The sequence below is a fragment of the Roseateles noduli genome (assembly GCF_050626985.1).
Classification (GTDB): Bacteria; Pseudomonadota; Gammaproteobacteria; order Burkholderiales; family Burkholderiaceae_C; genus Roseateles; species Roseateles noduli_A.
In genome coordinates this window covers 2,419,676-2,433,400 of sequence record NZ_CP192463.1, presented here as the reverse complement: position 1 = coordinate 2,433,400, position 13,725 = coordinate 2,419,676, and the positions used below count along the sequence as shown (strand labels likewise).

General features: G+C 66.0%; 13 protein-coding genes. 12 read left to right on the top strand and 1 reads right to left on the bottom strand.

The features are described 5' to 3' along the window. The first annotated feature begins 11 nt into the window (after positions 1-11). Positions 12-449 carry a DUF4149 domain-containing protein gene (locus tag ACQ4L4_RS10615; RefSeq protein ID WP_431104194.1) on the top strand — a complete coding sequence of 146 codons (438 nt, stop codon included), beginning with the start codon at positions 12-14 and terminating at the stop codon, positions 447-449. Positions 450-533: 84 nt separating this feature from the next. Here the strand turns inward: ACQ4L4_RS10615 and yhbY are convergent, their stop codons facing one another. Beyond that, positions 534-1,013 carry a ribosome assembly RNA-binding protein YhbY gene (yhbY, locus tag ACQ4L4_RS10610; RefSeq protein ID WP_377154049.1) on the bottom strand — a complete coding sequence of 160 codons (480 nt, stop codon included), beginning with the start codon at positions 1,011-1,013 and terminating at the stop codon, positions 534-536. An 18-nt stretch (positions 1,014-1,031) separates the two neighbouring features. On the opposite strand from yhbY, the gene ACQ4L4_RS10605 reads away from it, so the two are divergent. From ACQ4L4_RS10605 to phoR, 11 genes are all read left to right on the top strand, one after another. Continuing rightward, complete coding sequence (locus tag ACQ4L4_RS10605) at positions 1,032-1,706, top strand: RlmE family RNA methyltransferase (RefSeq protein WP_431104911.1); 675 nt, start codon at positions 1,032-1,034, stop codon at positions 1,704-1,706. A gap of 286 nt (positions 1,707-1,992) precedes the next feature. Further along, entirely contained in the window at positions 1,993-3,897 is a 1,905-nt protein-coding gene (ftsH, locus tag ACQ4L4_RS10600) for an ATP-dependent zinc metalloprotease FtsH (RefSeq protein WP_377154051.1), read from the top strand. Between the two features lie 217 nt (positions 3,898-4,114). After that, positions 4,115-4,951, top strand: a complete 837-nt coding sequence (gene folP, locus ACQ4L4_RS10595; RefSeq protein WP_431104192.1) for a dihydropteroate synthase — start codon at positions 4,115-4,117, stop codon at positions 4,949-4,951. A gap of 135 nt (positions 4,952-5,086) precedes the next feature. Then, positions 5,087-6,424 carry a phosphoglucosamine mutase gene (gene glmM / locus ACQ4L4_RS10590; protein WP_431104191.1) on the top strand — a complete coding sequence of 446 codons (1,338 nt, stop codon included), beginning with the start codon at positions 5,087-5,089 and terminating at the stop codon, positions 6,422-6,424. Between the two features lie 380 nt (positions 6,425-6,804). After that, positions 6,805-7,839, top strand: coding sequence for a phosphate ABC transporter substrate-binding protein PstS (gene pstS, locus ACQ4L4_RS10585; RefSeq protein ID WP_377154053.1), 1,035 nt, complete (start codon positions 6,805-6,807; stop codon positions 7,837-7,839). Positions 7,840-8,029: 190 nt separating this feature from the next. Then, complete coding sequence (gene pstC, locus ACQ4L4_RS10580; RefSeq protein WP_431104190.1) at positions 8,030-9,049, top strand: phosphate ABC transporter permease subunit PstC; 1,020 nt, start codon at positions 8,030-8,032, stop codon at positions 9,047-9,049. Further along, on the top strand, positions 9,046-9,906 hold the full coding sequence (pstA, locus tag ACQ4L4_RS10575; RefSeq protein WP_377154057.1) for a phosphate ABC transporter permease PstA: 861 nt from the start codon (positions 9,046-9,048) through the stop codon (positions 9,904-9,906). The genes pstC and pstA overlap by 4 nt, the downstream gene beginning before the upstream one ends. 40 nt (positions 9,907-9,946) lie before the next feature. Next, positions 9,947-10,732, top strand: a complete 786-nt coding sequence (pstB, locus tag ACQ4L4_RS10570; RefSeq protein WP_067270340.1) for a phosphate ABC transporter ATP-binding protein PstB — start codon at positions 9,947-9,949, stop codon at positions 10,730-10,732. Between the two features lie 19 nt (positions 10,733-10,751). Then, positions 10,752-11,459, top strand: a complete 708-nt coding sequence (phoU, locus tag ACQ4L4_RS10565; RefSeq protein WP_067270342.1) for a phosphate signaling complex protein PhoU — start codon at positions 10,752-10,754, stop codon at positions 11,457-11,459. Between the two features lie 77 nt (positions 11,460-11,536). Beyond that, entirely contained in the window at positions 11,537-12,241 is a 705-nt protein-coding gene (phoB, locus tag ACQ4L4_RS10560) for a phosphate regulon transcriptional regulator PhoB (protein WP_067270346.1), read from the top strand. Between the two features lie 19 nt (positions 12,242-12,260). Beyond that, entirely contained in the window at positions 12,261-13,631 is a 1,371-nt protein-coding gene (gene phoR / locus ACQ4L4_RS10555) for a phosphate regulon sensor histidine kinase PhoR (RefSeq protein ID WP_431104189.1), read from the top strand. The last annotated feature ends 94 nt before the right edge of the window (positions 13,632-13,725 follow it).

Sequence of the window (13,725 nt, the reverse complement as noted above, 5' to 3'; positions counted from 1 at the left end):
AGCGCTGAGCCATGCTGCTGCGGATCCGCGCGCTGCTCGCCGCGCTGTGGGCCGGCGAACTGCTGACGGTCGCCTTGCTCGCCGCCCCGAACGCGTTCGCGACCCTCGAGCGGGCAGCGGCCGGCAAGTACGTCGCCAGGCTGTTCGAGATGGACGCCCGTGTGGCGCTCGCCGCCGGCGTGTTGCTGATCCTCATGGAACGGCGACTGCACCGCGACGGCGCGGTCCGCGGGTCGGCGATGAGCCCGGATTTCTGGCTGCCGCTCGTGGCCATCGGATGCACCGCTGCAGGCTTCTATGCGTTGCAGCCCCTGATGGAGGCCGCGCGGCAAGGGCAGGGGAGCTGGACCTTCCTGCAGTTGCACGCGGTGTCGCTGGTCCTCTTCGGGGTGAGAACGCTCGCGGTCCTGGCGCTGGCCTGGCGGGTGAACGGGGCGACGTCCCGCTGAACACTCAGCCTCGGACGGCGAGGACAAAGAGAAAGACGGCCCGTGGGCCGTCTTGTCGTTGGCGCCTTGGCGCCGTCTCGGGCATCAGCCCTGGCTGGACTTCTTGACGCTGGTCTGGCGCGGCTTCTTGGCGCGCTTGACCTCACCACCCTGGGTGACGCGCTGGTTGCCCAGGACGGTGACCTTCTTGATCTGCGGACGGTTGTTGCCGCTTTTCGAGAATTTCACGATCTTGACGACCTTGGGTGCCGAACGGGCGTCTTCCTTGGCGGCGGCCTTTTCCTTCTCGGGCATCGGGCGCCACAGGACGAGCAGCTTGCCGATGTGCTGGATGGGGGCGGCGTCGAGTTCCTCGGCCAGCGTGGCGAGGATGGCTTCGCGACCGTCGCGGTCGTCCGACATGACGCGCACCTTGATCAGGCCATGGGCCTTCAGCGCGTTGTCGACCTCCTTGGTGACGGCGGCCGTCAGGCCATCGCCGCCTATCATCACCACGGGGTCGAGGTGATGAGCGTCGGCGCGTTTTTCCTTGCGCTGGGCAGGGGTCAATTGAATAGCAGGCATCTGCTTATTATCCGTGCAATGAAAGTCGATACCAAAAGCAAGAAGGTGAACAAGGCGTGGTTGAACAACCACGTCAACGATCCCTACGTCAAATTGGCCCAGAAAGAGGGCTACCGCTCGCGCGCGGCCTACAAGCTCAAGGAAATCGACGAGGAATTCCAGCTGATCCGCCCCGGGCAGGTGGTGGTCGATCTCGGCGCGTCGCCGGGCGCGTGGAGTCAGTACCTGCGCCGTCGTTTCGCGCCCAAGGAGGCGGGCGCCGGCGGCGCCGCGGTGGGTGAGCTGAACGGCCGCATCATCGCGCTGGATCTCCTGGAGTGCGAGCCGATCGAAGGCGTGGAGTTCCTCCAGGGCGATTTCCGCGAGGACGAGGTCTTGGCTCAGCTCGAGGCGATGCTCGGCGGAAAGAAGGTGGATCTTGTGGTCTCGGACATGGCGCCCAACCTGTCCGGCATCGAAAGCACCGACGCGGCGCGCATGGAGCATCTGATCGAACTGGCGCTGGACTTTTCCCAACAACACCTGAAGCCCGAAGGCGCGCTGGTGGCCAAGGTGTTCCATGGCAGCGGTTACGACCAGCTCGTGCATGCCTTCCGTGCGCAGTTCAAGCGGGTGAAGACTGCCAAGCCCAAGGCCTCCCGGGAAAGATCGGCCGAGAATTTCCTGGTCGGCATCGGATTGAAGAAGATCTGAAACGGCTTGAAATGGTTGTGTGGACCCTGCCAAAAAGGGCAGAGACAAACGCCAGGATGAGCCGGAAAGCGGCTGGATGCGACTGAAAGCGCAATGAGGCGTCAAAGTCGGGGGCGCTTCGAGCGGTCGGTCGGCGTTGCGCGTGGCAATATCTATCGTCGTGTATGGGAATGCCAATCAGGTCTGGGGACTTGACTGGCCTAGAATCCGCCCCATATGCCGTGAAAGTCCGCTGCCCGAGGCTGTATCGGTGGGCGTGCGGTGATGGAATGACAAAGGAGTCGCGGTGAACAATCAGTGGTTCTCGAAGGTGGCTGTATGGATGGTGATCGCCCTGGTGCTGTTCACTGTCTTCAAGCAGTTCGATCGCAGCGCAACCCAGGGTACCCAGACCGTTTACTCGGAGTTCCTCGAAGAGGTCCGTGCCAAGCGCGTCAAGCAGGTCATCCTGCAGGAGACCCCCGCCGGCACGGAGATCCAGGCGACGACCAGTGACGGCAACAAGCTGCGCACGACCGCTCCGTTCATGGATCGCGGCCTGATCGGTGACCTGATCAACAACGGCGTCAAGTTCGACGCGAAGCCGCGGGAAGAGCCCTCGGTGCTGATGAACATCCTGCTCAGCTGGGGCCCGATGCTACTGCTGATCGCCGTGTGGGTGTACTTCATGCGCCAGATGCAGGGCGGCGGCAAGGGCGGCGCGTTCAGCTTCGGCAAGTCGAAGGCACGCATGCTCGACGAGGCCAACAACACCACGACCTTCGCCGACGTCGCCGGATGCGACGAGGCCAAGGAAGAGGTCAAGGAGCTGGTCGACTTCCTGAAGGACCCGCAGAAATTCCAGAAGCTCGGCGGCCGGATCCCGCGCGGCGTGCTGCTGGTCGGCCCTCCGGGGACCGGCAAGACGCTGCTGGCCAAGGCGATCGCCGGCGAGGCGAAGGTCCCGTTCTTCACGATCTCCGGTTCCGACTTCGTCGAGATGTTCGTCGGCGTGGGCGCGGCCCGTGTGCGCGACATGTTCGAGCAGGCCAAGAAGAGTGCGCCTTGCATCATCTTCGTCGATGAAATCGATGCGGTCGGTCGCCATCGCGGTGCCGGCCTGGGCGGCGGCAACGACGAGCGCGAGCAGACCCTCAACCAGATGCTGGTCGAGATGGACGGCTTCGACACCAACCTCGGCGTCATCGTGATGGCCGCGACCAACCGCCCGGACATCCTGGATCCGGCACTGCTGCGTCCGGGACGTTTCGACCGTCAGGTCTACGTGACGCTGCCCGATGTACGCGGCCGCGAGCAGATCCTGAACGTGCACATGCGCAAGGTCCCGGTCGGCCAGGACGTGCGCGCCGACATCCTGGCGCGTGGCACCCCGGGCTTCTCCGGTGCCGATCTGGCCAACCTCGTGAACGAGGCCGCGTTGTTCGCTGCCCGCCGCAATGGCCGCGTGGTCGACATGCAGGACTTCGAGAAGGCCAAGGACAAGATCATGATGGGCCCCGAGCGGAAGTCCATGGTCATGCCCGAGGAAGAGCGCAAGAACACCGCGTACCACGAAGCCGGCCATGCACTGGTGGCGCGCCTGCTGCCCAAGACGGATCCGGTCCACAAGGTGACGGTGATCCCGCGTGGTCGCGCGCTGGGCGTGACGATGCAGTTGCCCGAAGGCGACCGCTACAGCATGGACAAGGACCGCATGCTGTCGACGATCTCCGTGCTGTTCGGCGGCCGTATTGCTGAAGAAGTCTTCATGAACCAGATGACGACCGGCGCCAGCAACGACTTCGAACGCGCCACAGCCATCGCCCGCGACATGGTCACGCGTTATGGCATGACCGACGAGCTGGGCCCGATGGTCTACGCCGACAACGAAGGGGAAGTCTTCCTGGGCCGTTCGGTCACGAAGACGACCAACATGTCGGAAGAGACGATGCGCAAGGTCGATCAGGAGATCCGCAAGATCATCGACGAGCAGTACACGATTGCCCGCGACCTGATTGAAGGCAACAAGGACAAGATGCACGCGATGGCGACGGCGCTGCTCGAATGGGAAACCATCGACGCCGACCAGATCAACGACATCATGGAAGGCCGTCCGCCGCGCCCGCCGAAGGACTGGACGCCGCCGGCCAACAAGCCGGACAGCGGTGGTACCCCGGCGGTCACCACGGGCAGCGCTCCGGCAGCCGCCTGATCGACAGGGCATCCGATGACCCGCAAGGGTCTCCGATGCCGGACGGATCCCCCGAAGGGCCGGTCTCGCGACCGGCCCTTCTGCTTTTGCGATCTACCCCGACCTGAAGCGCAGGCGCTTCCGGGCTTGCGTCATACTTGCCGTCTGGCGAGGCAGTCCCTGGCGCAATCGAGCGCGCGGCCGCGCCCTCGACACTCAGCCGTCCATGACTTCTCCCTTGATCTGGCAGACCACGCGCTTCGACCTCGATTTGGCAGAGCGGCCGTTGGTGATGGGCATCGTCAATGTGACGCCCGATTCCTTCTCGGACGGCGGGCAACATGCCGACGCGCTGAGCGCGATCAATTTCTGTGAGCGGCTGCTCGGCGAGGGCGTCGACATCCTCGATCTGGGCGGCGAATCGACGCGTCCGGGAGCGCCGCGACTCGATGCCGACGAGGAGTGGAAACGACTGGAGCCGGTGCTGCGTGCCGCGCTGAACTTCGGCGTCCCGGTGTCGGTCGATACCTGCAAGACCGAGGTGATGCGTCGTGCGCTGGACCTGGGCGTCGACATCATCAATGACGTGCAGGCCCTGCGCGATGAAGGCGCCGACAGGTTGCTGGCCGAGCATGGCAGCGCCGGCATCTGTCTGATGCACATGCGGGGCCAACCCGCAGGCATGCAGCAACTGGCCGACTACGACGACGTTGTCCTCGAGGTGGCCGATTTCCTGCGCGAGCGGATGCGGCATCTGGTCGACATCGGCGTGGCGGCCGAGCGGATCACGCTGGATCCGGGTTATGGCTTCGCCAAGACCGTGGATCAGAACCTTGAACTGCAACGGCGTCAGCGCGAATTGCTTGCGCTGGGACGGCCACTGCTGATCGGCTGGTCGCGCAAGTCGACGCTCGGAGCCGTGACCGGCAAGGCTGTCGATGAACGCATGCCGGCCAGCGTCGGTGCGGCGCTGGCATCGGTGGCCCTGGGCGCGCGCGTGGTACGCGTGCACGACGTCGGGCCGACCGTCGACGCGCTCAAGGTGTGGCAAGCCTTCGGCGCATCGCAGGGCTGACCTCCATCCAGGCAGGACCGTCAAGCGCTCCAGTGCTCCCCCGATCAGGTGCCCCAAGGTGGGCGAGCAGCGACCACCTCGGCATCGGCGACAATCCTCGGATTCAAGATCGAGAAGTCGCAGGAGATCGCCTCAATGAGCCGGAAGTATTTCGGAACCGACGGTATTCGCGGAACCGTGGGCCGCACCCCCATCACCCCTGACTTCATGCTGAGGCTGGGCCATGCGGTGGGTCGCGTACTCAAGCGCAGTTATGCCAAGCCCAGCGTGCTGATCGGCAAGGACACCCGCATCTCCGGCTACATGCTCGAGTCCGCGCTGGAAGCCGGCTTCGCGTCCGCAGGCGTCAACGTGCTGCTGACCGGCCCGCTGCCGACGCCCGGCGTCGCCTACCTCACCCGTGCGCTGCGCCAGCATCTGGGCGTGGTGATCTCGGCATCGCATAACCCGTTCGCGGACAACGGCATCAAGTTCTTCTCGTCCAAGGGCGAGAAGCTGCCAGATGCCTGGGAGCTGGACGTCGAGGCCGTGCTGGACGAGCCGCCGGTCTGGGTCGACTCCGCCAGCCTGGGGCGAGCCCGCCGCCTGGACGACGCGCAGGGCCGCTACATCGAGTTCTGCAAGGCCAGCTTCAGCAGCGACCTCAGCCTGCGCGGCATGAAGCTGGTGATCGACGCGGCGCACGGCGCGGCCTACCAGGTGGCGCCGTCGGTGTTCCATGAGCTGGGGGCCGAGATCATCACGATCGGCAACAAGCCCGACGGCTACAACATCAACGACAAGGTGGGCGCCACGGCGCCGCAGGCGCTGGTCGCCGCGGTCAAGGAGCACCAGGCCGATTACGGCATCGCGCTCGACGGCGATGCCGACCGCCTGCAGATGGTCGATGGCGACGGGCGGCTCTACAACGGTGACGAGCTGCTCTATGTGATGGTCGCGGACCGGCTGGCGCGTGGTGAGCGCGTTCCCGGCGCGGTCGGCACGCTGATGACGAACATGGCGGTCGAACTGGCCCTGCGTCAGCGGGACGTCGAATTCGTCCGCGCCAAGGTCGGCGATCGCTACGTGCTCGAGGAACTGGCCGCCCGCGGCTGGCAACTCGGCGGGGAGGGCTCCGGTCACCTGCTGTCGCTGGATCGGCACACGACCGGCGACGGCATCGTGAGCAGCCTGCTGGTCCTCGAAGCGGTCTGCCGCAGTGGCCGTCGTCTGGCGGACCTGCTGGACGGTGTCACGCTGTTCCCGCAGACGCTGATCAACGTCCGTCTGCAGGCGGACCATCAGGACTGGAAGAGCAACCCTGCGCTGGCCCGCGTCGAAGCCGAAGTCACGGCCGAGCTGGGCGATCGGGGGCGGGTCCTGATCCGCAAGTCGGGCACCGAACCGCTGCTGCGGGTCATGGTCGAGGCCAGCGACGCCGATCTGGCCCAGCGCTGCGCCGAACGCCTGGCGGACGCCATCCGCGGCGGCTGAGCTCCTCCACCTCCAGCAAAAAAGAAGGGCCGCCGGCGCGGGAGCGTCGGCGGCCCAATTTGCATTGGTCGGGTCGCGTCGAGCGCGACTCTTCGGGAGCTGGGCGGGGAGATCCTTTCGTCTCATGCCCGTCGCCGTGGCGCCGTCATGAGATTCAGAGGGTTTTCCCGCACGTCCCGAAGGCTAGAGATCGAAGATGACAGCGGGGTGAATCGAATATGACAATGATCGAGCGACGACCGCCGAAGTGCCGTTTCTCCTCTGGGCGCTGTCCGTAACGACATTTTTCCGGATCCTGGGTGGCGTCACGGATGTGTCACATTGAGGTCATAGCATCCGCTCCGTTCGCCAACCAACCCAAGCGATAGGACTGAATGATCATGAATCAACTGCGTGCTGGCCTGCTGTTCGCCGCGTGCGCCGCGATGTTCTCCGCGGCCCATGCTCAAGAGGTGACCGGTGCGGGTGCTTCGTTCCCGGCCCCCGTGTACGCGAAGTGGGCTGATGCCTACAACAAGGCCACCGGTGTCCGCATCAACTATCAATCGGTCGGCTCCGGCGCCGGCATCAAGCAGATCCAGGCCAAGACCGTCGACTTCGGCGCGTCCGACGCCCCCCTGAAGGACGACCAACTGGCCAAGGACGGCCTGGTCCAGTTCCCGACCGTGATCGGCGGCGTCGTGCCGGTGATCAACGTCAAGGGCATCGCCGCGGGCCAACTCAAGCTGGACGGCAAGGTCCTGGGCGACATCTACCTGGGCAAGGTCACGAAGTGGAATGACCCGGCCATCGCCGCCCTGAACTCGGGCGTCGCGCTGCCGGACGCCGCCATCGCCGTGGTCCGCCGCGCCGACGGCTCGGGCACCAGCTTCCTGTTCACGAACTACCTGTCCAAGGTCAACGCCGATTGGAAGGACAAGGTCGGTGAAGGCACGGCCGTGAACTGGCCCACCGGCGCGGGCGGCAAGGGCAACGAAGGCGTGTCGGCTTTCGTGACGCGCCTGCCCAACTCGATCGGCTACGTCGAATACGCCTACGCCAAGCAGAACAAGATGACCTACGTGCTGCTGAAGAACGCCAGCGGCGCCTTCGTCAGCCCGAGCGACGACGCCTTCAAGGCGGCCGCGGCCGGCGCCAAGTGGGAGCAGTCGTTCTACCAGGTGCTGACCGAGCAGGCCGGCAAGGACAGCTGGCCCATCACCGGCGCCACCTTCATCCTGATGCACGCCGCCCAGGACAAGCCGGCCCAGGCCGCCGCGTCGCTGAAGTTCTTCGACTGGGCCTACACCCAGGGCGACAAGATCGCCGACGAACTGGACTACGTCCCCCTGCCGGCGGCCGTGAAGGACCTGGTCCGCAAGCAATGGACCGGCCAGGTGAAGGACACCGCCGGCAAGGCGGTCAGCTTCAAGTGATCGTCGTCTGACGAAGCGGCCCGGTGCTCCTGTTGCGGGACACCGGGCTTTCGTTCAAGACGAGTTGAGGCGCGAAGGTGCAAGGGCGCCAAAAGAAGAAGATCTCGACAGAGACATCGTGACGGACGCGTCGGACCGGCCGGAGGAGGCGGGCGGCGCGCAAGATTCCAAACATTTCAGCGGAGGCCCCGTGGCCGCAATACTTCCAGCCAATTCCCTCGATCGAGGCCAGGAGCGCGCCAAGCCGGACGGACGTCCGCCGCAGCGCCGCCGCGTCGCTCCCTGGGCCGACACCGTGTTCTCGCTGCTGACGCATGCCGCGGCCTGGATCACGCTGGCGCTGCTGGTCGGCATCATCGGCTCGCTGCTGGTGGGCGCCGCGCCCGCGATCAAGCAGTTCGGCCTGGGCTTCCTCGTGTCCACGGACTGGGATCCGGTGCAGGAGAAGTTCGGCGGACTCGTGATGATCTACGGCACGCTGATGACCTCGTTCATCGCGCTGCTGATCGCCGTCCCGGTCAGCTTCGGCATCGCGCTGTTCCTGACGGAACTGGCCCCGGGCTGGCTGCGCCGCCCGCTGGGCATCGCGATCGAGCTGCTGGCCGCCGTGCCGTCCATCGTCTACGGCATGTGGGGCCTGTTCGTGTTCGGCCCGCTGCTGGCCACCTACGTCCAGGCGCCGCTGCAGAGCCTGCTCGGCGGCGTGCCGGTCCTGGGCGGACTGGTCTCGGGCCCGCCGGTGGGGCTGGGCATCCTCTCGGCCGGCATCATCCTGGCCATCATGATCATCCCGTTCATCGCCTCGGTGATGCGTGACGTCTTCGAGGTCACCCCCGCAATGCTCAAGGAGTCCGCCTACGGCCTGGGCTCCACCACCTGGGAGGTGGTGTGGAAAGTCGTGCTGCCGTACACCAAGACCGGTGTGATCGGCGGCATCATGCTGGGCCTGGGTCGCGCGCTGGGCGAGACCATGGCGGTCACCTTCGTGATCGGCAACATGAACCAGCTGAGCTCGCTGTCGCTGTTCGAGGCCGCCAACACGATCACCTCGGTGCTGGCCAACGAATTCGGCGAATCCGGTCCCGGCAGCCTGCATCAGGCCTCGCTGCTGTACCTGGCCCTGGTCCTGTTCTTCATCACCTTCGTGGTGCTGGCGTTCTCCAAGGTCCTGCTCAACAAGCTCAAGAAGAACGAAGGAGCCCGCACATGAGCGCCACCACCGCCGACCGCATGGCGATGTACCACAAGCGCCGCCGGGTCAACATCATCGCGCTGACGCTGTCGCTCGCGGCGATGTCGATGGGCCTGGTCTGGCTGATCTGGATCCTCTTCGAAACCATCACGCAGGGCATCGGCGGCCTGAACTGGGCCACCTTCACCCAGATGACGCCGCCGCCGAACACCGACGACGGCGGCCTGGCCAACGCGATCTTCGGGTCCGCGCTGATGGTGGCGCTGGCCACCCTCGTGGGCACGCCCATCGGGGTGCTGGCGGGGGTCTACCTGGCCGAGTACGGCCAGAAGACCTGGCTGGGCAGCTGCGTGCGCTTCATCAACGACATCCTGCTGTCGGCCCCGTCGATCGTGATCGGCCTGTTCGTGTACAGCCTGATCGTGCTGCGGTTCAAGGGCTTCTCGGGCTGGGCCGGCGTGATGGCGCTGGCGCTGATCGTGATCCCGGTGGTGATCCGCACGACGGAGAACATGCTGAACCTGGTGCCGAGCGCGTTGCGCGAGGCCGCCTATGCGCTCGGCACGCCGAAGTGGAAGGTCATCATGACGGTGACGCTGAAGGCCGCCCGCGCCGGTGTGCTGACCGGCGTGCTGCTGGCCCTGGCCCGCGTCTCCGGCGAGACCGCGCCGCTGCTGCTGACGGCGTTCAACAACCGCTTCTGGTCGACCAACCTGTCGGGTCCGATGGCCAACCTGCCGAAGGTGATCTTCGACTTCGCCATGAGCCCGTACCAGAACTGGCAGAAACTGGCCTGGGCGGCGGTGTTCATCATCACCATCGGCGTGCTGCTCCTGAACATCCTCGCGCGCTTCGCCTTCAAGCAGAAGCATTGATCCGAACCCGGTCCACGAATCCAACGAATCGAGAAACAACATGGACGTTAAAGTCGACATGCCGGTGACCGAGAAGGCGAAGCTCTCGGTGAAGAACCTGAACTTCTACTACGGCAGCTTCCACGCGCTGAAGAACATCAACCTGGACATCCCCGAGAACAAGGTGACCGCGTTCATCGGCCCGTCGGGCTGCGGCAAGTCCACGCTGCTGCGCACGCTGAACCGGATGTTCCAGCTCTATCCGGAACAGCGCGCCGAAGGCCAGATCCTGCTGGACGGCGAGGACATCCTCACCAGCAAGGAAGACGTGTCGCTGATCCGCGCCAAGGTCGGCATGGTGTTCCAGAAGCCGACGCCGTTCCCGATGTCGATCTACGACAACATCGCCTTCGGCGTGCGGCTGTTCGAGACGCTGTCGCGCGTCGAGATGGACGAGCGCGTCGAATGGGCGCTGAAGAAGGCCGCGCTGTGGAACGAGGTCAAGGACAAGCTGAACCAGAGCGGTTCTGGCCTGTCGGGCGGCCAGCAGCAGCGCCTGTGCATCGCGCGCGGCATCGCGATCAAGCCGGAGGTCCTGCTGCTGGACGAGCCGTGCTCGGCGCTGGACCCGATCTCGACCGGCAAGATCGAGGAGCTGATCCACGAGCTCAAGCACGACTACACCGTCGCGATCGTGACCCACAACATGCAGCAGGCCGCGCGCTGCTCCGACTACACCGCCTACATGTACCTGGGCGACCTGATCGAATTCGGACCGACCGCGGAGCTCTTCATGAAGCCCAAGCGCAAGGACACCGAAGACTACATCACGGGTCGTTTCGGCTGATCAACAGGGAGCACACACCATGACCGACAAGCATCTCTCCACCCAATTCGACGCCGAGCTGAGCGGCATCTCCACGCGCGTCCTCGAGATGGGCGGCCTGGTGGAATCGCAGGTGGCGCAGGCCGTCGAGGCGCTGGGCAGCTTCAGCGGCGACATCGCCAGCCACGTGCTCAAGCAGGAAGAGATCGTCAACACGATGGAGATCGAGATCGATCGCGATCTGTCGACGATCATCGCCCGCCGCCAGCCGACCGCGCGCGACCTGCGCCTGCTGATCGCCGTGTCCAAGACGATCGCCAACCTCGAGCGCGTCGGCGACGAGGCCGCCCGCATCGCCCGCACCGTGCAGCGCCTGATCAACACCGGCGTGTCGAGCCGGCTGCGCCTGCCGATGTCGGACCTGTCGTACGAGGCCGAACTGGCCACCGCGCAGCTGCGCAAGGCGCTGGACGCGTTCGCGCGCCTGGACGTGGACCGCGCGCTGGAGGTGCTGAAGGCCGACGACCAGATCGACAAGGAGTTCGACGGCCTGATGCGCAAGCTCATCACCTACATGATGGAAGACCCGCGCACCATCTCGTCGTCGATCGACCTGGTGTTCGTCGCCAAGGCGATCGAGCGCGTCGGCGATCACGCCAAGAACCTGGCCGAAGTCATCATCTACGTGGTCAAGGGCACCGACGTCCGCCACAACTCGCCGGACGCCGTCGAGAACATGGTGCGCTGAGCACCGACAAGCGATCACCCGTCCGGCCCGCCCGCCACGGGCGTCCCGGCGGGACCCAATAAGAGGAGTTACCCCGCATGAGTCGCATCCTGGTCGTCGAGGACGAATCCGCCATCGCCGAGCTGATCTCCATCAACCTGCGCCACGCCGGTTACGAGGTCACCTTGGCCGGCAATGCCGAACAGGCCCAGCTGGAAGTGGACCGCGTGCTGCCCGATCTGGTCGTGCTCGACTGGATGCTGCCGGGCCAGACCGGCCTGGCGCTGGCGCGCCAATGGCGCGGCGCCACCCGCACCCGCGAGCTGCCCATCATCCTGCTGACGGCGCGCGCGGAAGAGGTCGACAAGGTGTCCGGCCTGGACGCCGGCGCGGACGACTACCTGACCAAGCCGTTCTCGACGAACGAACTGCTGGCGCGCATCCGCGCGGTGCTGCGTCGCAAGGCGCCCGAGGCGCTGGACACGGCGGTCGAGGTCGGCGGCCTGGTGCTCGATCCCGGCACGCGCCGCGTCAGCCGCGAAGGCGTCGAGGTGAAGCTCGGTCCGACCGAGTTCCGCCTGCTGCACTTCTTCATGACGCATCCGGAGCGCGTGCACAGCCGTTCGCAGCTGCTGGACCGTGTCTGGGGTGACCATGTGTTCATCGAGGAACGCACCGTGGACGTCCACGTCAAGCGCCTGCGCGAGGCGCTCGAGAAGGTCAGTTGCGCGCGCATGATCGAAACGGTCCGTGGCGCCGGCTACCGGCTGACCCAGCAGAGCAGCAGCGCCCTGTCGGCCTGAGGGCGCATCCATGGCATGGATGTTCTCTCGCGTCCTGATGCTGGTGCTGGGCACCAGCGTCGCGGGCGGCCTGGGGTACGGGTTGGGCGAGTGGACGGGGATGCCGCATCTGGCCGCGGCGCTGGCCGCGGCGACGGCCGTCGTCCTGATGGCGGTCTGGGACGCGGCCCGGGCGCATCGGCTCGTGACCTGGTTGCGCGGCGACCAGAACGATGACGCCCCGCGCGTCGGCGGACTGTGGGGCGAGATGGCCTACCGCGTCGAACGCGGCCTGCGCGATCGCGAACGCCGCTATGAACGTGAACGCCAGCAGCTCGAGCAGTTCCTGCTCGCCATCGAAGCCTCGCCCAACGGCGTGATCCTGCTCGACGGGCAGGACCACATCCAATGGTGCAATGCCTTGGCCGGCGACCATTTCTCGCTGGATCCGCAACGCGACAAGCTGCAGCGCATCACCAACCTGGTCCGTTATCCGGCCTTCGTGTCCTACCTGCAGAACGGCAACTTCCAGCAGCCGCTGACGCTGACCAACACCCGCGCGAAGTCGACGCTGCAGGTGCTGGTGCGCGATTACGGCGTCGGCGGGGAGTCGCGCAAGCTGGTGCTGTCGCTGGACGTCACCGACCGCGAACGCAATGAGGCGATGCGGCGCGATTTCGTCGCCAATGTCTCGCATGAGATCCGCACGCCGCTGACGGTGCTCGCGGGCTTCATCGAGACGATGGCCAGCCTGCAGTTGACCGAGGCCGAGCGCAAGCGGGTGCTGCATCTGATGCAGCAGCAGACGACGCGGATGCAGACGCTGGTCGGCGATCTGCTGACGCTGGCGCAGCTCGAGGGCAGTCCGCGGCCCGGCGCGGACCACTGGATCTCGCTGGATCCGCTGTTGCAGCGCGTCGGCGCGGACGCGCAGGCGCTGTCGAACGGGCGGCACGAGCTCGTCTGCGAACGTCATACGGGCGTCGAGCTCGCGGGCGTCGAGACGGAAATCCTCAGCGCGATCGCCAACCTGGTGAGCAACGCCGTGCGCTACACCCCCGAGGGCGGGCGCATCGAACTGCAGTGGCGATGGCTGCCGGACAACGGCGGCGAGATCTCGGTCATCGACAACGGGCCCGGCATCGCGCGCGAACACCTGCCGCGACTGACCGAGCGCTTCTATCGCGTCGATGGCAGCCGCTCGCGCGACACCGGCGGCACCGGTCTGGGACTGTCGATCGTCAAGCACGTCGTGCAGCGCCATGGCGGTGAGCTGCGCATCGAGAGCGAGCCCGGGAAGGGCTCCAGGTTCAGGCTGCTGTTCCCGGCGGCGCGTGTGCGTCTCGTCGATGCGTCGGCCATGGGCGATGAGGCGGCGCCGGCCGCATTGGCGGGGGGCGACGATCTCTGAGGTCGCTTTTGAGCGTCCACGAAAGAATGGCTCCGCTCGGAGCCATTCTGCTTTCGGGAGGTCGGCGCGCTTGGCCGCGGATGCATGGGGCCCG